The sequence below is a fragment of the Streptomyces sp. NPDC056600 genome (genome assembly GCF_042792855.1).
In the GTDB taxonomy this organism is placed as follows: Bacteria; Actinomycetota; Actinomycetes; order Streptomycetales; family Streptomycetaceae; genus Streptomyces.
In genome coordinates, this window is record NZ_JBHTVQ010000057.1 from 1 (window position 1) to 21,606 (window position 21,606).

Annotated in this window: 16 protein-coding genes; 6 read left to right on the forward strand and 10 right to left on the reverse strand. The window is 71.3% G+C overall.

All coding sequences use genetic code 11. From position 1 onward, the window contains the following. Nucleotides 1–44 precede the first annotated feature (44 nt). Nucleotides 45–1,094: a uroporphyrinogen decarboxylase gene (gene hemE / locus ACFRAV_RS24715; RefSeq protein ID WP_382558477.1), complete on the reverse strand. Its 1,050-nt coding sequence runs from the start codon at nt 1,092–1,094 to the stop codon at nt 45–47. 282 nt (nt 1,095–1,376) lie between these two features. Here hemE and ACFRAV_RS24720 point away from each other — a divergent pair, with 282 nt between their 5' ends. The 6 genes from ACFRAV_RS24720 (at nt 1,377) to ACFRAV_RS24745 (ending at nt 8,619) form a co-directional block, all read left to right on the forward strand. Then, complete coding sequence (locus ACFRAV_RS24720) at nt 1,377–2,087, forward strand: DUF3000 domain-containing protein (RefSeq protein WP_382558446.1); 711 nt, start codon at nt 1,377–1,379, stop codon at nt 2,085–2,087. 310 nt (nt 2,088–2,397) lie between these two features. Then, nucleotides 2,398–3,057 (forward strand): response regulator transcription factor, encoded by a 660-nt coding sequence (locus ACFRAV_RS24725; RefSeq protein WP_108952319.1) that lies wholly within the window; start codon nt 2,398–2,400, stop codon nt 3,055–3,057. Nucleotides 3,058–3,148: 91 nt separating this feature from the next. Beyond that, entirely contained in the window at nt 3,149–4,450 is a 1,302-nt protein-coding gene (locus tag ACFRAV_RS24730) for an HRDC domain-containing protein (protein WP_382558447.1), read from the forward strand. A gap of 326 nt (nt 4,451–4,776) precedes the next feature. After that, entirely contained in the window at nt 4,777–5,994 is a 1,218-nt protein-coding gene (locus ACFRAV_RS24735) for a thiolase family protein (RefSeq protein WP_382558448.1), read from the forward strand. Continuing rightward, the gene (locus tag ACFRAV_RS24740; RefSeq protein WP_382558449.1) at nt 5,991–8,120 is read left to right on the forward strand and encodes a 3-hydroxyacyl-CoA dehydrogenase NAD-binding domain-containing protein; all 2,130 of its coding nucleotides are present in this window, start codon (nt 5,991–5,993) and stop codon (nt 8,118–8,120) included. Before ACFRAV_RS24735 ends, ACFRAV_RS24740 begins: the two co-directional genes overlap by 4 nt. A gap of 115 nt (nt 8,121–8,235) precedes the next feature. Then, entirely contained in the window at nt 8,236–8,619 is a 384-nt protein-coding gene (locus tag ACFRAV_RS24745; protein ID WP_382558450.1) for an NTP pyrophosphohydrolase, read from the forward strand. A 290-nt stretch (nt 8,620–8,909) separates the two neighbouring features. Here the strand turns inward: ACFRAV_RS24745 and ACFRAV_RS24750 are convergent, their stop codons facing one another. The 9 genes from ACFRAV_RS24750 to ngcE all read right to left on the reverse strand — a co-directional run bounded on the left by ACFRAV_RS24750 (nt 8,910) and on the right by ngcE (nt 21,268). Then, on the reverse strand, nt 8,910–10,421 hold the full coding sequence (locus tag ACFRAV_RS24750; protein ID WP_382558451.1) for an amino acid permease: 1,512 nt from the start codon (nt 10,419–10,421) through the stop codon (nt 8,910–8,912). A 234-nt stretch (nt 10,422–10,655) separates the two neighbouring features. Then, complete coding sequence (gene dxs / locus ACFRAV_RS24755; protein ID WP_382558452.1) at nt 10,656–12,581, reverse strand: 1-deoxy-D-xylulose-5-phosphate synthase; 1,926 nt, start codon at nt 12,579–12,581, stop codon at nt 10,656–10,658. A 221-nt stretch (nt 12,582–12,802) separates the two neighbouring features. After that, nucleotides 12,803–14,101 carry a sugar ABC transporter permease gene (locus ACFRAV_RS24760; RefSeq protein ID WP_382558453.1) on the reverse strand — a complete coding sequence of 433 codons (1,299 nt, stop codon included), beginning with the start codon at nt 14,099–14,101 and terminating at the stop codon, nt 12,803–12,805. Beyond that, on the reverse strand, nt 14,098–14,889 hold the full coding sequence (locus ACFRAV_RS24765) for an ATP-binding cassette domain-containing protein (RefSeq protein ID WP_351116646.1): 792 nt from the start codon (nt 14,887–14,889) through the stop codon (nt 14,098–14,100). The genes ACFRAV_RS24760 and ACFRAV_RS24765 overlap by 4 nt, the downstream gene beginning before the upstream one ends. A gap of 271 nt (nt 14,890–15,160) precedes the next feature. Further along, nucleotides 15,161–16,216 (reverse strand): sugar ABC transporter substrate-binding protein, encoded by a 1,056-nt coding sequence (locus ACFRAV_RS24770; RefSeq protein WP_382558454.1) that lies wholly within the window; start codon nt 16,214–16,216, stop codon nt 15,161–15,163. A 175-nt stretch (nt 16,217–16,391) separates the two neighbouring features. Next, nucleotides 16,392–17,594 carry an ROK family transcriptional regulator gene (locus ACFRAV_RS24775; RefSeq protein WP_382558455.1) on the reverse strand — a complete coding sequence of 401 codons (1,203 nt, stop codon included), beginning with the start codon at nt 17,592–17,594 and terminating at the stop codon, nt 16,392–16,394. 205 nt (nt 17,595–17,799) lie between these two features. Then, the gene (locus ACFRAV_RS24780; RefSeq protein ID WP_382558456.1) at nt 17,800–18,738 is read right to left on the reverse strand and encodes a carbohydrate ABC transporter permease; all 939 of its coding nucleotides are present in this window, start codon (nt 18,736–18,738) and stop codon (nt 17,800–17,802) included. Nucleotides 18,739–18,743: 5 nt separating this feature from the next. After that, a complete protein-coding gene (locus ACFRAV_RS24785) occupies nt 18,744–19,667 on the reverse strand; it encodes a carbohydrate ABC transporter permease (RefSeq protein WP_382558457.1) in 924 nt (307 codons plus the stop codon). Nucleotides 19,668–19,798: 131 nt separating this feature from the next. Beyond that, the gene (ngcE, locus tag ACFRAV_RS24790; RefSeq protein ID WP_382558458.1) at nt 19,799–21,268 is read right to left on the reverse strand and encodes an N-acetylglucosamine/diacetylchitobiose ABC transporter substrate-binding protein; all 1,470 of its coding nucleotides are present in this window, start codon (nt 21,266–21,268) and stop codon (nt 19,799–19,801) included. Between the last annotated feature and the right edge of the window lie 338 nt (nt 21,269–21,606).

The following is a 21,606-nucleotide window of genomic DNA, read 5'->3' on the forward strand; positions in this document are numbered from 1 at the left end:
CTCCCGGAGGTCCGGGAGGGACGCCGCCCGCTTTCGTGCTCGGCTCAGCGGGCCGTCTGCTCGTGGACGTACTCGGTGAGGGCGGTCAGGGCGCCCGGGTCCGTGGTGGGCAGGACGCCGTGGCCCAGGTTGAAGACGTGGCCCTCCAGGCCGGACGCGGCGTCCAGGACCTCGCGCGCCTTCGACTCCACGGCCTCGCGGGTGGAGAAGAGGACGGCCGGGTCCAGGTTGCCCTGCAGCGCCTTGCCGGGGCCGACCCGGCGGACGGCCTCGTCCAGCGGGACCCGCCAGTCGACGCCGACGACGTCCGCACCGGCCTCGCCCATCAGGCCGAGCAGCTCGCCCGTGCCGACGCCGAAGTGGATCCGCGGCACGTCGTAGGGCGCGACCGCCTCGAAGACCTTGCGGGAGGCCGGCATCACCGAGCGGCGGTAGTCGGCCGGGGCGAGCGCGCCCACCCAGGAGTCGAAGAGCTGCACGGCGGAGGCGCCGGCCTCGATCTGCACCTTGAGGAAGGCGGCGGTGATGTCGGCCAGGCGATCCAGCAGGTCGGCCCACAGCTGCGGGTCGCCGTACATGAGCGCCTTGGTGTGCTCGTGGTTCTTGGAGGGGCCGCCCTCGACCAGGTAGCTCGCCAGAGTGAACGGCGCGCCGGCGAAGCCGATCAGCGGCGTCGGGCCGAGCTCGGCGGTCAGCATCCGGATCGCCTCGGTGACGTAGGAGACGTCCTCGGGGGTCAGGTCGCGCAGCCGCTCGAGGTCGGCGCGGGAGCGGATCGGCTGCTCCACCACCGGACCGACGCCCGGCTTGATGTCCAGGTCGAGACCGATGGCCTTCAGCGGGACGACGATGTCGCTGAAGTAGATGGCCGCGTCAACCCCGTGCCGGCGGACCGGCTGCAGGGTGATCTCGGTGACCAGCTCCGGCCGCATGCACGACTCGAGCATCGGGATGCCCTCGCGCACCTTCAGGTACTCGGGCAGCGAGCGCCCGGCCTGTCGCATGAACCAGACCGGCGTGTGCGGCACCGGCTCTCGGCGGCACGCCCTGAGGAAGGCGGAATCGGCGACGGCGGGGTTCTCGGGCTTGTCCATGGCACTCACGCGGAAAGTCTCCCATGCCCGTCCTGTCCGCCGGACCCGACTCCGCGATACCGCCGCGGGCGGCCTTCACGCCGCCCGGGCCACCGGCCGAGGGCCGTCGCGGCACCGCCTGCGGCGCGGGGGCGACACGCCCGGGCGGGACGGGCGGCGGGGCGTGATCACGCGGGACCGTCCGGCAAACCTCGTGGCTGTTCGCGCAGCGCGATCCGTCCCGGGGCCCGCGCTGGGGTGTCCTTCACGCCGCCAGGGCTCCGCGCCCCTTATCTTCTGCGCATGGCTGCGGCTCAGGGACGACTGACGGACGGTGCGGGCGGAGCGGGCGACGGGAAGGACGGGGAGCGGGAGCTGAATGCGGACGCCTTTGCGCCACTGCCCTTCCGGGCCGCCGTCGACGCCCTGCGGGCCGCGCGGCCGAGGCCGCGCATCGAACTCGAGCCGGTGACGCCGCCGCGGCGGCTGGCGCCCTACGCGTACGCCCTCGAGGCGGCGGTGCTCGACGAGGACGGCGACGAGCTGGCCGACGGGCGCCTGATCCTGCTGCACGACCCCGACGGGCACGAGGCCTGGCGGGGCGCCTTCCGGCTCGTCACCCTCGTCCGGGCGGAGCTGCACGAGCCGGAGATGGCCGCCGACCCGCTGCTCCCCGAGGTCTCCTGGTCGTGGCTGACCGGCGCGATGGACGCCCGGGGCCTGGGCTACCAGGAGGCCGGCGGCACCGTCACCCGGGCGAGCTCGCACTACTTCGGGGCGCTGGAGGAGCGTCCGGCCGCCTCCCAGATCGAGATCCGCGCCTCCTGGACGCCGCGCGAGGGCCTGGGCGGCGTCCCGGACACCGCCGGGCACCTGGCGGCCTGGTGCGACCTGCTGGCCCAGGTCACGGGCCTGCCCCCGCTGGGCGCGTCGGCGGGCGAGGGCCCCTCCGCCGCGCCGGCCGCCCCCGTGGTCCCGCTGCCGCAGCGGCGCGGGCCCCGGCCCCAGCGCTGACCTCTTCCGGGCGGCCCGGCGACGGCGACCGCCGCGCCCGGGCCGCCCTCGCCGCATTGTGATTGCGGTTTTGTCGATACGGACACTTTGCGACCTCGCCTGACCGTCCGTCGACAGGGTTCGACTCGCGCCGTTCTTCGGATGATCGATCGCGCGTCCGAATTGCCCCGATTTCCCCTCACCAAATCGTGATCGTTCCCTAAAGGCGGACCCGTCCGGTGCCGAAGCAGACAGTGACCTAGCAAGCACGGTTCTTCCGTCCCGGCTTCATCCCCCGTGAGCCGGCTCCGTCCCCCACCCAGGAGGCCTGGTGTCCGTTCTCCTCGAGCAGCCCTCAAGCCTGGTCGCCTACCGCCCGAACAAGCCCACCGCGATGGTCGTCGTGGCCGATCCGCGCGTGCGCTCCACCGTGACCCGTCATCTCTGGGCGCTCGGAGTGCGCGACGTGATCGAGGCCTCGTCCGTGGCGGAGGCTCGTCCCCGCATCGGCAACCCCCGTGACATCTGCGTCGCGGACGTCCACCTGCCGGATGGTTCCGGCCTTACCCTCCTGTCCGAGACCAGGGCCGCCGGCTGGCCCAACGGTCTGGCCCTCTCCGCCGCCGACGACATCGGCGCGGTGCGCAACGCCCTGGCCGGCGGCGTCAAGGGCTATGTCGTCACCGGCACCCGTACCAACATCGGCCTGCCCGGCCGTCCGGGCGCCGCTCCGCTCGGCGGGGCCCACCGCATGCACCGCCGCCCCCCGGGCTCCCCGAGCCACCCGGGCGGCTACCGCGAGCTCTCCGGCCGCGAGGTCGAGGTCCTGCGGCTGGTGGCGGAGGGCCAGTCGAACAAGGCGATCGGCGTCTCCATGGGCCTGTCCGCCCTGACCGTCAAGAGCCACCTCGCGCGCATCGCCCGCAAGCTGGGCACCGGCGACCGGGCCGGCATGGTCGCGGTGGCCCTGCGCACCGGCATCATCCACTGAACAGGCCGAACGCTCGAACATCGCGCCCGCCGAGGGAACGTTCCCTCGGCGGGCGCGGTGCATGTGCGCGGTACACAGATACCCTTGACAGGTGACCGACGCCCATGACACCGCAGCAGACAGCCCACTGCGAACCACCGGAGGCGCCCCTCCGGACGACGGCGGAACCGGCGGGGAATCTGCTTCCCGGGCGGCGGAGCCGGTTCCCCTCCTGGAGCCCCGCGAGGGCATCCCGCCGGTGATCGCCGACGCGGAGGGCCTGGCGGCGACCGTCGCCGCCTTCGCCGCGGGGACCGGCCCGGTCGCCGTCGACGCCGAGCGGGCGTCCGGCTACCGCTACGGACAGAGCGCCTACCTCGTGCAGCTGCGCCGCGCCGGCGCCGGCAGCGCGCTGATCGACCCGGTCGCCTGCCCCGACCTCACCGCGCTGGGCGAGGCGATCGCCGACGCCGAGTGGGTGCTGCACGCCGCCACCCAGGACCTGCCGTGCCTGCGGGAGATAGGCATGGTCCCCGGCCGCATCTTCGACACCGAGCTGGCCGGGCGGCTGGCCGGGTTCCCCCGGGTCGGACTGGGCGCGATGGTGGAGAACGTGCTCGGCTTCGTGCTGGAGAAGGGCCACTCCGCGGTGGACTGGTCGACGCGTCCGCTGCCGGAGCCGTGGCTGCGGTACGCGGCGCTCGACGTGGAGCTGCTGGTCGACCTGCGCGACGCGCTGGAGAAGGAGCTGGAGCGGCAGGGCAAGCTCGACTGGGCCCTGCAGGAGTTCGACGCGATCGCCTCCGCTCCCCCGCCTGCCCCGCGCAAGGACCCCTGGCGGCGCACCTCCGGCATGCACAAGGTGCGCCGGCGGCGGCAGCTCGCGGTGGTCCGCGAGCTGTGGGAGACGCGGGACCGCATCGCGCGGCGGCGGGACGTCTCGCCGGGCAAGGTGCTGGGCGACGCCGCGATCGTGGAGGCGGCGCTGGCGCTGCCGGCCGACGTGCAGGCGATGTCCGCGCTGAGCGGGTTCAACAGCCGCACCGGGCGGCGGCAGCTGGAGCAGTGGCAGGCGGCCGTGGACCGGGCGAAGGCGCTGCCGGAGAGCGCGCTGCCGCTGCCCGGGCAGGCGGTGGCGGGGCCCCCGCCGCCGCGGGCCTGGGCCGACAAGGACCCGGCGGCCGCCGCGCGGCTGTCCGCGGCGCGGGCCGCGGTCTCGGCGCGGGCGGAGGAGCTGCGGATGCCGCAGGAGAACCTGATCGCGCCGGACACGGTGCGGCGGGTCTGCTGGGCGCCGCCCGCCGCGGCCGACGAGGCCTCGGTGTCCGCCGCGCTCGCCGCGCACGGCGCCCGCCCGTGGCAGGTCGAGCAGGTCACCCCCCTCCTGGTCACCGCCCTCGCCGCGAAGGGGTGACCCCTGCCGGGCGGCACGGACCGGCGCCCCGCGGACGTGCGCTCACGCGCGTACGCGCCGCCTGCGCCCGCCCGTGCCGCCCCCTGGGCGGCCCAGCCGCCCGCGGAAGGTGCAGATGGCCCCGTACATCCTGCGGGCAATCGTGCCGCTGGGGCGATGGGGGTCCGCGGGGCACGGCGGTGTGACGTTCGACGCGTCGGGCTCCCGGGGTGGGCACAAGGGTTACCCGCGAGTAGCATGACCGGTGAGCGGGCGCTCAGCCGCGCCCCTCACCGCAGCATCACGCAGCAGTGCCGCAGTCCGCACACCCCTGGAGGAGAGCCATCGTGCCTCGTACCGTCAGGGACGTCGTCTTCGTCGACGGCGTCCGTACCCCGTTCGGCAAGGCGGGCCCGAAGGGCATCTACCACGAGACCCGCGCCGACGACCTCGTCGTGAAGTCGATCCGGGAGCTGCTGCGCCGCAACCCGAACCTCGACCCGGCGAAGATCGACGAGGTCGCGATCGCCGCGACGACCCAGATCGGCGACCAGGGCCTGACCCTGGGCCGTACGGCCGGCGTCCTCGCGGGTCTCCCGCAGAGCGTTCCGGGCTACTCCATCGACCGCATGTGCGCGGGCGCGATGACCGCGGTGACCACCACCGCCGGTTCGATCGCCTTCGGCGCCTACGACGCCGTCATCGCCGGCGGCGTGGAGCACATGGGCCGCCACCCCATGGGTGAGGGCGTGGACCCGAACCCGCGGCTGGTCAGCGAGAAGCTGGTCGACGAGTCCGCCCTGTTCATGGGCATGACCGCCGAGAACCTGCACGACCGCTACCCGGCGATCACCAAGGAGCGCGCCGACAAGTACGCCGTCGCCTCCCAGGAGAAGGCCGCCAAGGCGTACGCGAACGGCAAGATCCAGCAGGACCTGGTCCCGATCTCCGTCCGCCGCACCAACGCTGACGCCGGCGAGACCGGCTTCGGCCTGGTCACCGCCGACGAGCCGATGCGCCCGGGCACCACGCTGGAGAACCTGGCCGGCCTCAAGACGCCCTTCCGCGTCCACGGCCGCGTCACCGCGGGCAACGCGGCCGGTCTGAACGACGGCGCGACCGCCGCCCTCCTCGCCTCCGAGGAGTTCGCCACCGAGAACGGCCTGCCGGTCAAGATGCGCCTGGTCTCCTACGCCTTCGCCGGCGTGGAGCCCGAGGTCATGGGCTACGGCCCGATCCCGGCCACCGAGAAGGCCCTCGCCAAGGCCGGCCTGTCCATCGAGGACATCGGCCTGTTCGAGATCAACGAGGCCTTCGCGGTCCAGGTGCTCGCCTTCCTCGAGCACTACGGCATCGCCGACGACGACGCCCGCGTCAACCAGTACGGCGGCGCCATCGCCTACGGTCACCCGCTGGCCTCCTCCGGCGTGCGTCTGATGACGCAGCTGGCCCGCCAGTTCGAGGAGCAGCCGCACGTGCGCTACGGCCTCACCACCATGTGCGTCGGCCTCGGCATGGGCGCCACGGTCATCTGGGAGAACCCGAACTTCGAGGGGGACAAGTGAGCAACGTCGCAGAACTGCTGAAGGGTGCGGCCGAGCTGTTCCCCGACGAGGTCGTCACCGAGGCGCACGTGCGCCACTTCGACCTCCCCCTCGGTGCGGGCCGTTTCGCCCTGATCACCCTGGACAACGGCTTCGACCACACCAAGCCGAACACCTTCGGCCCGCAGTCGCTGGCCAAGCTGGACGTGGCGATCGACCAGGTCGAGCGTGAGGCCGCGGCCGGCGAGATCGTCGGCGTGGGCATCACCGGCAAGCCGTTCATCTTCGCCGTCGGCGCGGACCTCAAGGGCGTCGAGGCGCTGAAGGACCGCGAGCACGCGGTGGCGATCGGCAAGGGCGGCCACGACGTCTTCAAGCGTCTGGGCACGCTGGCCGTCCCGACCTTCGCGTACTACAACGGCGCGGCCATGGGCGGCGGCGTCGAGGTCGGTCTGCACTGCCGGTACCGCACGGTCTCCGCCGCGCTGCCCGCGTTCTCCCTCCCCGAGGTCTTCCTCGGTCTGGTCCCCGGCTGGGGCGGCTGCACGCTGCTGCCGAACCTGATCGGCGCGGACAAGGCCGTCTCGGTGATCATCGAGAACTCGCTCAGCCAGAACCGCCAGCTCAAGGGCAAGCAGGTCTTCGAACTGGGCATCGCCGACGCCCTGTTCGAGGGCGCGGACTTCCTCGAGCAGTCGCTGGTGTGGACGGCCGCCGTCCTCAAGGGCGAGATCGTCGTCGACCGCCCGGAGATCGACCGCGGCGAGGGCTGGGACCAGGCCGTCGCGCGCGGCCGGTTCGTCGCCGACTCCAAGGTGCACGGCGCGGCCCCGGCCGCCTACCGCGCGCTGGAGATCATCGCGAACGCCAAGGACGGCGACCTCCAGGCGGGCTACGACGCCGAGGACGAGGCCCTCGCGGACCTCATCATGGGCGACGAGCTGCGCTCGGGTCTGTACGCCTTCAACCTGGTGCAGAAGCGCGCCAAGCGCCCGGCCGGGGCGCCGGACAAGTCGCTGGCCCGCCCGGTCACCAAGGTGGGCGTCGTCGGCGCCGGCCTGATGGCGTCGCAGCTGGCGCTGCTGTTCCTGCGCCGCCTCGAGGTTCCGGTCGTGCTGACCGACATCGACCAGGCGCGGATCGACAAGGGTGTGGGCTACGTCCACTCCGAGATCGACAAGCTGCTCGGCAAGGGCCGCGTCAACCAGGACAAGGCCAACCGTCTCAAGGCGCTGGTCACCGGTGTCCTGGACAAGGCCGAGGGCTTCTCGGACGCGGACTTCGTGATCGAGGCCGTCTTCGAGGAGATGGGCGTCAAGCAGCAGGTGTTCGCCGAGGTCGAGGCGGTCGCCCCGGCCCACGCGATCCTGGCGACCAACACCTCCTCGCTGTCGATCAGCGAGATGGCGTCGAAGCTGAAGAACCCCGAGCGGGTCGTCGGCTTCCACTTCTTCAACCCGGTCGCCGTCCTGCCGCTGCTGGAGATCGTCCGCGGCGAGCAGACCGACGACGCCTCGCTGGCCACGGCGTTCGCCGTCGCCCGCAAGCTGAGGAAGACCGCGGTACTGGTGAAGGACGCCCCGGCGTTCGTCGTCAACCGCATCCTCACCCGCTTCATGGGCGAGGTGCAGAACGTGATCGATGAGGGCACCCCGGTGGCCGTGGCGGAGAAGGCGGTCGAGCCGCTGGGCCTGCCGATGTCCCCGCTGGTGCTCCTGGAGCTGGTCGGCCCGGCCATCGGCCTGCACGTCTCCGAGACGCTCCACCGCGCGTTCCCGGACCGCTTCACCGTCTCCGCCAACCTCAAGCGGGTCGTCGAGGCCGGCAAGCGCGGCTTCTACGTCTACGACTCCGGCAAGCCGGAGCTGGACCCGGAGGTCGCCGCGCTCCTCCAGCAGGGCGACACCGTCCTGTCCGAGGAGCAGGTCCGTGAGCGGGTCCTGGGCGCGGTCGCCCAGGAGATCGGCCTGATGCTCGACGAGGGCGTCGTCGCCGAGGCCCAGGACATCGACCTGTGCCTGATCACCGGTGCGGGCTGGCCCTTCCACCTGGGCGGCATCACGCCGTACCTGGACCGTGAGGGCGTCTCCGGGCGCGTCAACGGCAAGCGGTTCCTGGCGCCGGGCGTGGCGTCGGTTCCCGCGTAACACCTGCGCGCAACGCGAAGTGAAAGGGCCCCCGCCACTCGGCGGGGGCCCTTTCGCTTCCCGTCCCGCCGCCTCCGAGCCGACGGCCGGGCCGGGCGTCTGGAAAGCTGGGCCCATGGATGAGGACCTGCCGCTGCTGGTGATCGTCGACGCCGCCAACGTGGTCGGCTCGGTGCCCGACGGGTGGTGGCGGGACCGGCGCGGTGCGGCGGAGCGGCTACGCGACCGGCTCGCCTCGCAGGGGCTGCCGGGGCTGCCCGAGACGACGGGACCGGTGGAGATCGTCCTGGTCGTGGAGGGCGCGGCGCGCGGGGTGGAGTCGGTGCCGGGTGTGCGGGTGGAGTCCGCGGGCGGCAGCGGGGACGACCTCGTCGTCGGCCTGGTCGCCGCGGCGCGGCCCGGGCGGCCGTGCCTGGTCGTCACCGCCGACCGCGAGCTCCGCCATCGGGTCGCCTCCCTCGGAGCCGACGTCACGGGGCCCCGCACCGCCCGGGACTGAGGCACCGCCCGGGGCTGAGGCCCCGGGCGGTGCCGAGGGCCGACGCGTGGCCGTCGCCGTGTCCGGCGCACTCGTCGCTGCGACGGTGTGCCGCGCGGTCGCAGCGCTGCCCGCGGTGCCCTCACCGTGTGCCTGCCGGCCGGCGCCGCCTCCGCCCTCGTCCCCGCTCCCGCCGTGCGTCTGGCGCGGCAGCGTGGGCCCGGACCGGTGGACGCGACGGCCACCGGGGCCGCTCCTCGGCCCGGTGGCCCCTCAGGGGCCGTGGGGGCCCGTGGGGGTGGGTGCGGTGCTCAGTCGAACTGGGCGGCGGCGCGGGCCTCGGACTCGCGCCCCGGGGCCAGCAGGCTCTTGCGGCGGCTGTACGCGAAGTAGACGACGACACCGAGCGCCATCCACACCCCGAACCGGACCCACGTCTCGGCCGGCAGGTTCAGCATCAGCCACACCGACGCCAGCACCGAGACGATCGGCAGCAGCGGCACCAGCGGGGTGCGGAAGGCCCGCGGCAGGTCGGGCCGGCTGCGGCGCAGCACGACGACGCTGATCGCGACCACCACGAAGGCGAAGAGGGTACCGATGTTCACCAGCTCGGCCAGCACGCTGAGCCGGGTGAAGCCGGCGATCACCGCGATGGTCACACCGAGCAGGATGGTCGGCCGGTAGGGGGTCTTGAAGCGCGGGTGGACACGGGAGAAGAACCGGGGCAGCAGCCCGTCACGGCTCATCGCGAAGAAGACGCGGGTCTGTCCGAGCAGCAGGATCATGCAGACCGTGGTGAGGCCGATCGCCGCGCCGAAGCTGATGACGCCGGCGAAGAAGGGGTGTCCGGTCGCCTTGAAGGCGTCGGCGAGCGGCGCGTCCACGGAGAGCTCGGTGTAGTGCTGCATGCCGGTGACCACGATCGACACCAGTACGTAGAGCGTGGTGCAGATGGCGAGGGATCCCAGGATGCCGCGCGGCATGTCACGTTGCGGGTTGCGGGTCTCCTCGGCCGCGGTCGCGACGACGTCGAAGCCGATGAAGGCGAAGAAGACCACCGAGGCGGCGGTGAAGATGCCCAGGACGCCGAAGCTGGCGGGGGCGAAGCCGAAGATCAGCTGGATCAGCGGGGCGTGGAGGCCACCGCCCGCCTCCTGGGGGACGGGAGCGGGGATGAAGGGGCGGTAGTTCTCGGCCTTGATGAAGAAGGCGCCCGCGACGATCACCAGCAGCACCACGCCCACCTTGATGGCGACCACCACGGAGGTGATCCGGGCGGACAGCTTCATCCCGACGACCAGTACCGCGGTGAGCACCAGCACCAGCAGCGCAGCGAAGAGGTCGAAGCCGAAGCCCTCGACGCCGTCCCGGCCGGAGAGCACGGCCGGCATCGTCCAGCCCGCGTTCTCGAGCAGGGAGCGGATGTAACCGGACCAGCCGACCGCCACCACCGCCGTGCCGAGCGCGAACTCCAGGACGAGGTCCCAGCCGATGATCCAGGCGGGCAGCTCGCCCAGGGAGGTGTAGGAGAAGGTGTACGCCGACCCGGCGACCGGCACGGTGGAAGCGAACTCCGCGTAGCAGAGCGCGGCGAGGGCGCAGACCACGCCGGCGATCACGAAGGCGATCGCCGTCGCGGGCCCGGCGGTCTCCTTGGCGACGGCCCCGGTGAGGACGAAGATGCCGGTGCCGATGACGACGCCGACGCCGAACACGGTCAGGTCCAGCGCGGAGAGGGACTTCTTCAGCCGGTGTTCCGGATGTTCCGTCCCCTCGATGGAGTGCTCGACCTTCTTCGTCCTGAAGAGGCTGCTGCTGCTCACGTCATTCCTCCCATGGGTCCCCGACACGGTCGGAGGGTGCCTTCCCTCTTCCCCGAATTCCGCCGCTCAGGACACCCCGTCCGGTTTGTCACCGGGATGAGCGAAGAGCCCCGGCGGAACCGGCCCAGTCGCCCCGGTGGGACCGGTCGGGAGGACGCCGTCGCGGAGGCGGGGCAGGAAACCGCAGGGCCCCGGACGCGAGGCGTCCGGGGCCCTGCGGGGCGCGGGAGGGTGTCAGCCGCGGCGGGAGCCCGCCTTCGCCGGGGCGGCCTCGAAGCCCTCGCGGCCGTCGAGCTGGGAGACCAGCCCGGTGACCTGGCGGGCGATGTCCGGCGCGGTGAGCCCGATCTCGGTGAGGACCTCGGCGCGCGAGGCGTGGTCCAGGAACTGCGGCGGGATGCCGAAGTCGCGCAGCGGGACGTCGACGCCCGCGTCGCGCAGCGCCTGGGCGACGGCCGAACCGACGCCGCCGACCCGCGAGTTGTCCTCGACGGTGACGACCACGCGGTGCCGCGCCGCGAGCGGCGGCAGCTGCTCGTCCACCGGCTTGACCCATCGCGGGTCGACGACGGTGGTGGAGATGCCCTGCTTCTCCAGCAGGGCGGCGATCTCCAGGCACATCGGGGCCAGCGCGCCCACCGAGACCAGCAGCACGTCCGGCCGCTCGGCGCCGGCCTCGCGGAGCACGTCCATCCCGCCGACGCGGCCCACGGCCGGCACGGCGGGGCCGACGGCGCCCTTGGAGAAGCGGACCACCGTCGGCGCGTCGTCGACCTCGACGGCCTCGCGCAGCTGGGCGCGGACCTGGTCGGCGTCGCGCGGGGCGGCGAGCCGCAGGCCGGGGACGACCTGGAGGATCGACATGTCCCACATGCCGTTGTGGGAGGCGCCGTCGGTGCCGGTCACGCCGGCCCGGTCCAGCACGAAGGTCACGCCGCACTTGTGCAGGGCGACGTCCATCAGCACCTGGTCGAAGGCGCGGTTGAGGAAGGTCGCGTAGACCGCGAAGACCGGGTGCAGGCCGCCGGTGGCGAGGCCGGCCGCGGAGACCGCGCCGTGCTGCTCGGCGATGCCGACGTCGAAGACCCGCTCGGGGAACTCCTGGGCGAACTTGTCCAGGCCGACCGGCTGGAGCATCGCGGCGGTGATCGCGACGATGTCCTCGCGCTCCTTGCCGAGCGCGACCATCTCCTCGCCGAAGACGGACGTCCAGTCGGCGCCGGCGGTGGCGACCGGCAGGCCGGTGTCCGGGTGGATCTTGCCGACGGCGTGGAAACGATCCGCCTCGTCCTCGAGCGCCGGGCGGTAGCCGCGGCCCTTCTCGGTGAGGCAGTGCACGATGACCGGGCCGTTGAACCGCTTGGCGCGGGCCAGCGCGGACTCCAGCGCCTCGATGTCGTGGCCGTCGATCGGGCCGACGTACTTCAGGCCGAGGTCCTCGAACATGCCCTGCGGCGCGATGAAGTCCTTGAGGCCCTTCTTGGCGCCGTGCAGCGTGTCGTAGAGCGGGCGGCCGACCACCGGGGTCTTCTCCAGCACCTCCTTGGTACGGGCGAGGAAGCGCTCGTAGCCGTCGGTGGTGCGCAGCGTGGCCAGGTGGTTGGCGAGGCCGCCGATGGTGGGCGCGTAGGAGCGCTCGTTGTCGTTGACCACGATGACCAGCGGGCGGTCCTTGGCGGCGGCGATGTTGTTCAGCGCCTCCCAGGCCATGCCGCCGGTGAGGGCGCCGTCGCCGATGACGGCGACCACGTGGTCGTCCTTGCGGAGGACCTCGTTGGCCTTGGCCAGTCCGTCGGCCCAGCCGAGGACGGTGGAGGCGTGCGAGTTCTCGATGACGTCGTGCTCGGACTCGGCCTGCGAGGGGTAGCCGGAGAGGCCGCCCTTCATCTTCAGGCGGGAGAAGTCCTGCCGCCCGGTGAGCAGCTTGTGGACGTAGGACTGGTGACCGGTGTCCCAGAGGATCTTGTCCCGTGGGGATTCGAACACCCGGTGCAGAGCGATGGTGAGCTCCACCACGCCGAGGTTGGGGCCGAGGTGGCCGCCGGTCTTGGAGACGGCGTCGACGAGGAAGGTCCGGATCTCCTCCGCCAGCTGGTCAAGCTGCGCCGGGGTGAGCCGGTCCAGATCGCGCGGTCCCCTGATGCGGGTCAGCAGCGGCACCCGTGCCTCCTTGCAGTAGAGCTGTTGAGCGTTGCGGGGCCTGTCGAGTCTAATGTTCCCCTCCTGCTCCCGCAGGACTGCCCCGTCCGTCCTGACGACTGAACGTGCGGGCGGAAGGGGCGGTTCCCAGGTGGCGGCCCCGGCGGGGCCGCGTCGTCCGGGGGAAAACGCCGGTGCCCGGCATCACGAGGACGCCGGGCACCGCGGGCTGGGATCGGGCGTCAGGCCCGGCCCGCCGCCTTCTGGCTCCGCCGGGAGACGGAGTCGATGACGACCGCGCCGAGCAGGACCGCGCCGGTGATCATGTACTGGATCGAGGCCTCCATGTTCAGCAGGGACAGGCCCGTGCTGATCGACTGGATGACCAGCATGCCCAGCAGGGCCGACCACACGGTGCCCCGGCCGCCGAAGAGGCTGGTGCCGCCGATGACCGCCGCGGCGATCGCCAGCATCAGGGTGTTGCCGCCGCCCGCCAGCATGGTGGCGCTGGAGGTCTGGCCGGCGAAGAACATGCCGCCGATGGCCGCGAAACCGCCCGCGATGGCGAAGACGGTGATGCGGACGAGCTCGACGTTGATGCCCGCGCGGCGGGCCGCCTCGACGCCGCCGCCGACCGCGAAGACCTTACGGCCGAACGAGGTACGGCGCAGGACGAAGTCGACGATCACCAGGCAGATCAGGAAGATCACCAGCGCGTTGGGCACGCCCGCGGAGCTGTTGAACACCATGGCCGCGGCGAAGGAGACGATCGCGAGGGCGACCACGCGCAGCACGATCTCGCTGGTCGGGCGGAAGGGGACGCCGGCCGCGCGGCGGCGGCGCTGGTCCATGAAGGAGCCGACGAGCAGGGACAGGACGGCGAGGCCGGCCAGCAGGTAGGCGCCGGCGACGTCCTGGTCGAGCAGGAAGGACGCCTTGCCCAGCAGGCGCACCGGGCCCTCGTCGGAGGGGATGTTGATGGTGCCGCTGGAGCCGAGGAGCCACAGCATGAGGCCGTTCCAGCCGAGGAAGCCGGCCAGGGTGACGACGAACGCGGGCACGCCTATCTTGGCGAAGAACCAGCCGTGCAGCGCGCCGATGGCGACACCGGTGAAGATCGTGAGCAGCAGGGCCAGCCAGGCGTCCATGCCGTGCTTGGTCACCACGACGGCGAACACGGCGGAGGCCAGGCCGCTGACCGAGCCGACCGACAGGTCGATCTCGCCGAGCAGCAGCACGAAGACCAGGCCGATGGCCAGCATGCCGGTGGCGGCCATGTAGTAGCCGATGTTCGACAGGTTGTCGGCGCTCAGGAAGCGGTCGTTGTTGAGCTGGAAGACCGTCGCGATGACGATCAGGCCGATGACGACCGGGATGGAGCCCAGCTCACCGCCCTTGACCTTGCGCTTGAACTCGGTGATGTAGCCCTTGAAGCCCTCTTCGCGCACCAGCAGGCGGGGGTCGATCGCGGGGGCCGCCGCCGCGGCGGCGGTGGGGTCCTCGGCCGGGGCCGGGGTGGGGGTCTTGGTCGTGTCGCTCACTTTGCCGCCTCCGTGGTGCGACGCCCCGCGCGACGGGTCACGGCGTTGTCCGTGGCGCCCGTGATGGCGGCGATGATCTCTTCGTGGCTGGTGTCCTTCACGGGGAAGGTGCCGTTGTTCTTGCCCAGGCGCAGCACGGCGACGGTGTCGGCGACAGCCTTGACGTCGGCCATGTTGTGGCTGATGAGGATGACGCCGAGGCCGCGCTCGCGCAGCCGCTCGACCAGGTCGAGGACCTGGGCGGTCTGCTCGACGCCGAGGGCCGCGGTGGGCTCGTCCAGGATGACGATCTTGGGCTCGCCGATCAGGGCGCGCGCGATGGCGACGACCTGACGCTGGCCGCCGGAGAGGCCGGCGATCGGGATGCGGACGCTCGGGATGCGGATGGACAGCGTGCTCAGCAGCTCGCGGGCCTTCTGCTCCATGGTGACCTCGTCGAGCACGCCGCGACGGCGCAGCTCACGGCCGAGGTAGAGGTTGCCGACGACGTCCAGGTTGTCGCACAGGGCGAGGTCCTGGTAGACGGTCGCGACGCCGAGCTCCTGGGCGTCGTGGGGCTTGTGGATCTGGACCGGGCGGCCCTCCCACTCGATGGCGCCCTCGTCGATGGGGTGGACGCCGGCGATCGCCTTGACGAGCGTCGACTTTCCGGCGCCGTTGTCGCCGACCAGCGCGACGACTTCTCCGGCGTGGACCTCCAGGTGGACGTCGGTGAGGGCCTGGACCGCACCGAATCGCTTGGAGGCTCCGCGCAACGCCAGCACGGGCGTAGCGGACACGTGAATCATCTCCTTCGCCGCCTGACCCGGCGGGGATGCCGCGTTCCGGGGGGCAGAACGCGGTGGGGTGTGCGAACGCACAGGATGTACGGGGTGGACGCGCGCTCGTGGGGGCGCGCTCCGGAGGTGTGCCGACCGGCCACTGCCCCGTTCCGTCCCGAGGGGGACGGGACGGGGCAAGGGCCGGGCGAGGGCGGCGGGAGGGGCGGGGTGTCCCCGGCGTCTCCCGCCGCCGGGCCCGTCCGGCCGCCCTCGCGGGGCGGCCGGGCGGTGCCGGGTGTTACTTGAGGCCGGCCTTCTCGCAGGCCTTGGCGAACTCGCCGGAGCAGATCTCCTCGACCGTGTACAGGCCGTCCTTGACCACGGTGTCGTTGATGTTCTTCTGGGTCACGGACACCGGGGCCAGCAGCTGGGCGGGAACCTTGTCGCCGGAGCCGCTGGTGACCTCGGCGGAGGCCAGGGACTTGATGTCGTCGCTGTCGAGCAGCTTGACCGCGAGCTCGGCGGCGGCCTCGGCCTGCGGCTTGAACGCCTTGTAGACGGTGGCGTACTGGGTGCCGGCGACGATCCGCTGGATGGCCGCGAGCTCCGCGTCCTGACCGGTCAGCGGGAGGTCGCCGAGGCCCTCGCCCTTGAGGACGTTGGCGATGCCACCGGCCATGCCGTCGTTGGCCGAGTAGACGCCGGCGATCTTCTTCTTGCCGAGCTGGGTGATCGCGGCGGACATCTTCTCCGCGGCGACCGTGTCCTTCCAGAGGCCGGTCTGCTCGTAGGCGATGTCGACCTTGCCGTCCAGGGCGCTGTGGGCGCCCTTCTTGAACTGGGCGGCGTTCGGGTCGGCGTCGTCACCGTTGATCATGACGATCTTCGACTTCGGGGTCGCCTTGTCGCCCATGCCCTCGAGCAGGGCCTCGCCCTGGAGCTGGCCGACCTTCTCGTTGTCGAAGGAGACGTAGGCGGACACCGGGCCCTGGGCGAGGCGGTCGTACGCGATGACCTTGACGCCCTTGGACTTGGCCTCCTCCACCGAGGACTTGATGGCGGCGGAGTCCTGGGCGCTGACCACGATCACCTTGACGCCCTTGGTGATCATGTCGCTGACCTGCTGCGCCTGCTTGTTGGGGTCGGCGCCGGCGTTCGCGTACTCGACGGTGCAGTCGGAGCAGAGCGCCTTGACCTTGTCCTCGAAGTACGGCTTGTCGAACTTCTCGTACCGCGCGGTGACGGTGTCGGGCAGCAGCAGACCGATGGACTTGCCACCCTTGTCGCCCGACGCGCCCTTGTCCTTGGCGTCGTCGTCGCCGGCCTTGCCACAGGCGGTCATGGCCAGAGCCATGGAAACAGCGGCAGCGCCGATCACAACGCCACGAATCTTGCTGTTCATAAGAGGAGTGCCTCCCTGACGCGGCCGCACCGTCGCGGCCGAGGTAAGTGACCGAAGTCAACAAGATTTTCTGGTTTGGCGTCAAGAAGTGAATACTTAACGGTATTGCAACGACGGAGTGTGTTCTCTAAGTGAACGAGTTCGAGACGGAGCGTAGCGGCGTGCCCCCCAGCAGGGCCGCGTCGCCGACCTCGTTCAGGGCGAGCGCGAGCGCGCCCAGCACCTCGGCCCTGCCGCCGAGCCCGCCGGGCACCACGGACAGCTGCCGGGCGGCGCTCGGGATCGCGTAGCGGCCGACCGACTCGCGGATCGGGCCCAGCATCAGCTCCCCCGCCTCGGCGAGGTCCCCGCCGATCACGATCCGGCCGGGGTTGAGCAGGTTGCAGAGATTGGCCACCCCGCTGCCGACGTGGCGCCCGATGTCGCCGATCACCCGCCGGCACCCCGGATCGCCCTCCTTGGCCAGGCGCACCATGGACTCCATGGTCAGTTCCGGGCCGTGGGTGGGCTGCAGCAGCGGCAGCACGTAGCGGGCCGCGGTGAAGGTCTCCAGGCAGCCGCGGTTGCCGCAGCGGCACACCGGGCCCGACTCGTCGAGCGTGATGTGCCCGATCTCCCCCGCCGTGCCGCCGGGGCCGCGGTAGATCTTGCCGTCGATGACCAGGCCGGCGCCGACGCCGCTGGCCACCTTGATGTAGGCCAGGTCCTTGACGCCGCGGCCGCTGCCCCAGGTCAGCTCGCCGAGCGCGCCGAGGTTGGCATCGTTGTCGACATGGACCGGAACGCCCAGCCTGGACTCGAGCTCCTCCGCGGGGCGGGTGCCGCGCCAGCCGGGGAGGATGGCCGTGGAGCCGAGCGTGCCGGACTGGAGGTCGATGGGGCCGGGCACGCCCAGGCCGACTCCGGCGATCTTGCCGCGGTCGGCGCCGACGCCCTCGGCCAGGCGGCGCACCAGCTGCTCGGCCCGGTCGAAACCCTGGTCCGCGGAGACGTCCACGTCCAGCGGCTCGGTCTCCTCGGCCAGCACCTGGTGGGCCAGGTTGCCCAGTGCCACGCGCAGGTGGGAGTGGCCGAAGTCGATGCCGACCACGATCCCGGCGTCCCCGCTCAGCGAGACCGACCGCGCGCGGCGGCCGCCGGCCGAGGTGGGGGTCACCTCGACCATCCCGGCGTCCTTCAGTTCCCGGACGATGTTCGACACGGTCGCCGCCGACAGACCGGTGGTCCGGGCGATCTCCGCCTGGGTCAGGGATCCGGCGAGACGTACCGCTCTGACCACTCTCTCCAGGTTTGCCCGGTGCAGTGACGACTGCGAGCCTGGAGTCTCCACGGTGACCTCCCGCACGGGGCCGCTCCGGCGAGGCCCCGCCTTGTCCAACTAGTGAAGTCCAAGCTGATCGGTTTGCCGACCGTTGCGTCAAGAGGTGGAACCAGATCGTTGAACGGGAGGCGAACTCCGGGGGTCTGCTTGCGGCCGCTTACGGGTGCTTCGTGCCGCTTACGGCCGCCGGACCGAGCGGTCCGGCGGCCCCGCGTCACTTCAGCGCGCCCGCGGTGAGGCCCTGGACGACCTGCCGCTGGAAGACGATGTACGCGCCGAGCACCGGCAGCATCGCCAGCACCAGGCCGGCGAAGAGCGCCGCCCAGTCGCTCTTGTAGCCGGCGACCGCCGTCATCTGCACCAGTCCCTGCGTGAGCACCTTGTGGTCCTCCTCGGTGTTGAGCACCGTGGGCAGCATGTACTGGTTCCACTGGCCGAGGAAGTTGAAGATCCCGACGCTGATCAGGCCGGGCTTCGCCATCGGCAGCATCACCTGGAAGAACGTCCGGGTGTGCGAGGCCCCGTCGACGAAGGCGGCCTCCGCGATCGAGGTGGGCAGCGTGCGGAAGAAGGAGGTCAGGAAGAAGACGGTGAACGGCAGCGAGTACGCGATGTAGACCAGGATCAGCCCGTGGGTGGTGTTGAGCAGGCCGATGTTGTTCACCACGTAGAACAGCGGCACCAGGGCGAGCATCACCGGAAAGCTCATCCCGCCGACGAACAGGAAGTAGACGAACCGGTTGCCCGGGAAGTCGAACCGGGCCAGCACGTACGCCGCCATGGAGCCGAGCACCAGCGTGCCGACCAGCGAACCCCCCACCACGACGACCGTGTTGAAGAAGTAGTCGCCGATCTGCGCCTCGGTCCACGCCCGCGTGAAGTTGTCGAAGCGCAGGCTGTCCGGGAGCGACCAGGGCGAGCTGATGATGGCCCGGTTGTCCTTGAAGGCGGTCATCACGGCCCACAGCAGCGGCAGGGTGACCATGATCGCCCACAGCACCAGCACGCCGTGCGAGAAGACGTTGAGGACCTTGCCCTCGCCCTCCTTGGTGCGGCGCGCGGGGCGCTCCGGACGCTCGGAGGTGCGGGTGGTCAGGGCGCCGGGGCCGGGGAGGACGGCGTCGTCGCCGGGCGGCGGGGTGTCGGTCTTCATCTCTCTCAGTACTCCAGCCGCTCGCGGCGGCCCAGTCGCATCACGAGCGCGGAGAACGCCAGCGTGACGACGAGCAGGGCGACGCCGATGGTGGTCGCGTAGGCGGCCTGACCGTCACGGAACGCCTTCTGGTACACGTACAGGACCATGACGGTGGTCGAGTAGTCGGGACCGCCGGGGCCGACCGTCATGATCTGCACCACGGCGAACGACTCGGCGCCCAGGGCCAGGATGCCGATGTAGACCCAGCCGGACTGCACGGTGTCCCACAGCAGCGGGAGGGTCACCTTGAAGAAGGTGGTGACCCGGCTCGCGCCGTCCAGCAGGGCGGCTTCGTAGAGCTCGGCGGGGATGGAGGCCATACCGGCCGAGAACAGCACCACGAAGAACCCGACCGTCGCCCAGACCACCACGGCCATCACGCACCACAGGGCCAGGTCGGGGTCGCCCAGCCACTCGGGCTGCGCGTCCAGTCCGATCCCCGACAGCAGGGCGTTCAGCACGCCGCTGCGCGGGTTGTAGATGAACTGGAAGAGCAGGGCGACGATGACGATCGACAGCACCTGCGGGAAGAAGTAGACGATCTTGTAGAACGACGATCCGCGCACGCCGGTGATCGCCGGACCACCGCGCCGCTTGCAGCCGCCCACGTTGACCATGAAGGCCAGGAACAGCGCCAGCCCGATGGTCACCAGCGGGACGACCAACGCGAACAGCACGCTGTGCCAGAGCGACTTCCAGAAGACGTCGTCCTCGACCATGCGCGTGTAGTTGTCGATCCCCACCATGGAGAACTCCGGGCTCAGGCCGGACCAGTTGGTGAAGGAGTAGAAGATCGACTGGATGAACGGCCAGACGACGAAGATGGCGTACAACGCCAGGGGGACCGTCAGGAACCCGACGACGAAGCGGTACTTACCGTGCTGCATCCGCTGGTGACCCGATCTGTGCGGCGGTGGGTACGGCGGTGGAGACCTCCGCCGGGCGCGGTCCGCGCGTCAGGAGACGGACGGACCGCGCCCGGCGGACGGGCTCACAGGGCTCGCTCAGGTGCGCTTGCTCACGTGTGCTTGTAGTGCTTGATGGAGTCGTCCTTGGCCGCCTCGTCGGCGTAACCCTGGATCTTCTTGATCGCCTCGGCCGGGGTGAGCCGGCCCGCCATCATCTCGCCGATGCCGCCGGTGCCGATCTTCTCCTTCTGGAGGGCGACGTACCAGTCCTGGATGCGCGGGTTGAGGATGTTGTCGCCCGCCTTCTCCAGCGCGGCGACACCCGACTTCAGGCCCGGGGTCAGCTCGATGCCGTCGGTGCCGCCGTCCAGCGCGGACAGCGACTTCACCTTGGAGGTGAAGTTCTTCGACGACTCCTCGCTGAGCATGATGCGCAGCTGCTCCATACCGCCGGACGGGTTCTTGGCCTTGGCCGGGACCACGAAGGGCTCGGCGCCGGACGCCCACAGGGTGCCGAAGGGCATCTTGTCGGAGCTGTCCAGGCCGGAGGGGGCTCCTATCGACACCCCGAAGTCGGCCGGGATGACGTCCGCCGACTCGTTCTCCACCCACGAGCCGTTCGGGATGAACAGCGCCTTGCCCTCGGCCCAGGCCGCCTGCGACTGGGTGTGCGAGAGGCCCGGCGTGCCCTTGAGGATGTAGCCCTTGCGGTAGAGCTCGTAGTACGCCTCGAAGCAGGCCTTGACGGCCGGGTGCTTCCAGGCGTTGGGCTCCAGGTTGTCGATCGCCTTGAGCACGTCGGCGCCGCCGACCTTGCCGATCATCGCGTAGAGCGAGAAGGGGATGTAGTAGGGGTACTGGCCCGGGTAGGTCCAGCCCGCGGTGCCCTTCTTCTTCGCCTTCGCGCAGACGGCGAGCATGTCGTCCCACGTCTCCGGGTACTCCACCTCGAGCTCGTCGAGGGCCTTCTGCGAGTACCAGACGCCGTAGGTGGTGTACGCGTAGTACATGATGTACACCGGGTCGCCGTCGAACTGGCCCATCTCGACGATGCCGGGCCGCAGCGTGTCGCGGACCTTCTTGGCCGGGTCGTCGTAGGACGGGGCGTCCAGCAGCGGGGTGAGGTCGGCGAGCTGCTTCTGGCCGACCAGGACGCCCATGTCCATCTGCTCGGCGCCGGAGTTGTCGATGAGGTCCGGCGGGGTGCCGCCGTTGAAGCGCGGCTGCAGGGTGGACTGGATCTTCAGGGTGGCGGTGAACTTCACCTTGGACTTGGGGAAGTTCTTCTCGTAGATCTTGACGGCGTCCTCGCCGTACTCCTTGCCGAACCCGCCGTTGAAGAGGACGAACTCCATCGGGGCGCTCGCCGTGACGCCCAGGGGGTTCTTGGCGGTCTTCGGTCCCTGCCCGGACGTGTCGGTCGCCTCGTCCCCGCCGCCGCTGGCGCAGGCGGAGAGGAAGCCCGTGGCCGGCACGGCGGCCAGGCCGAGCGCGGCGGACCGCTTGATGAGGTCACGGCGTCCTACGCCGTCGACCGCACCGGTCGTGTTGTTCTCGGCATCGGCGGAAGTGGATCCCATGCGCAAAGTCCTCGCCTTCTCCAGGACTCAGGCGGTGAACCGGTTCCTCCCCGGCACCGCGGTCGGTCGAGCTGGGTCGTGCAGGGGTGGTGCGGGTGATGTCAGAAACACATACAGCGTCAGGGCCCCGGCAGGGGCGGAAGGCAAGGGCTTCGGTGTGTTGCCCCTCCCCGTCCTCCCTCCGGACCCGGCCGATGCCCGACAGGTATAGTCCACTCTCCGCGCGTGGACAAGATCGCGCACAGGGTTGCGACGGGTCTTTTCCTAGTTGAGACCTCCGGGTCACACCCCGCGAAAACGACGGCCGGGCCGCGTCCTCCCGGGAAGGAGGACGCGGC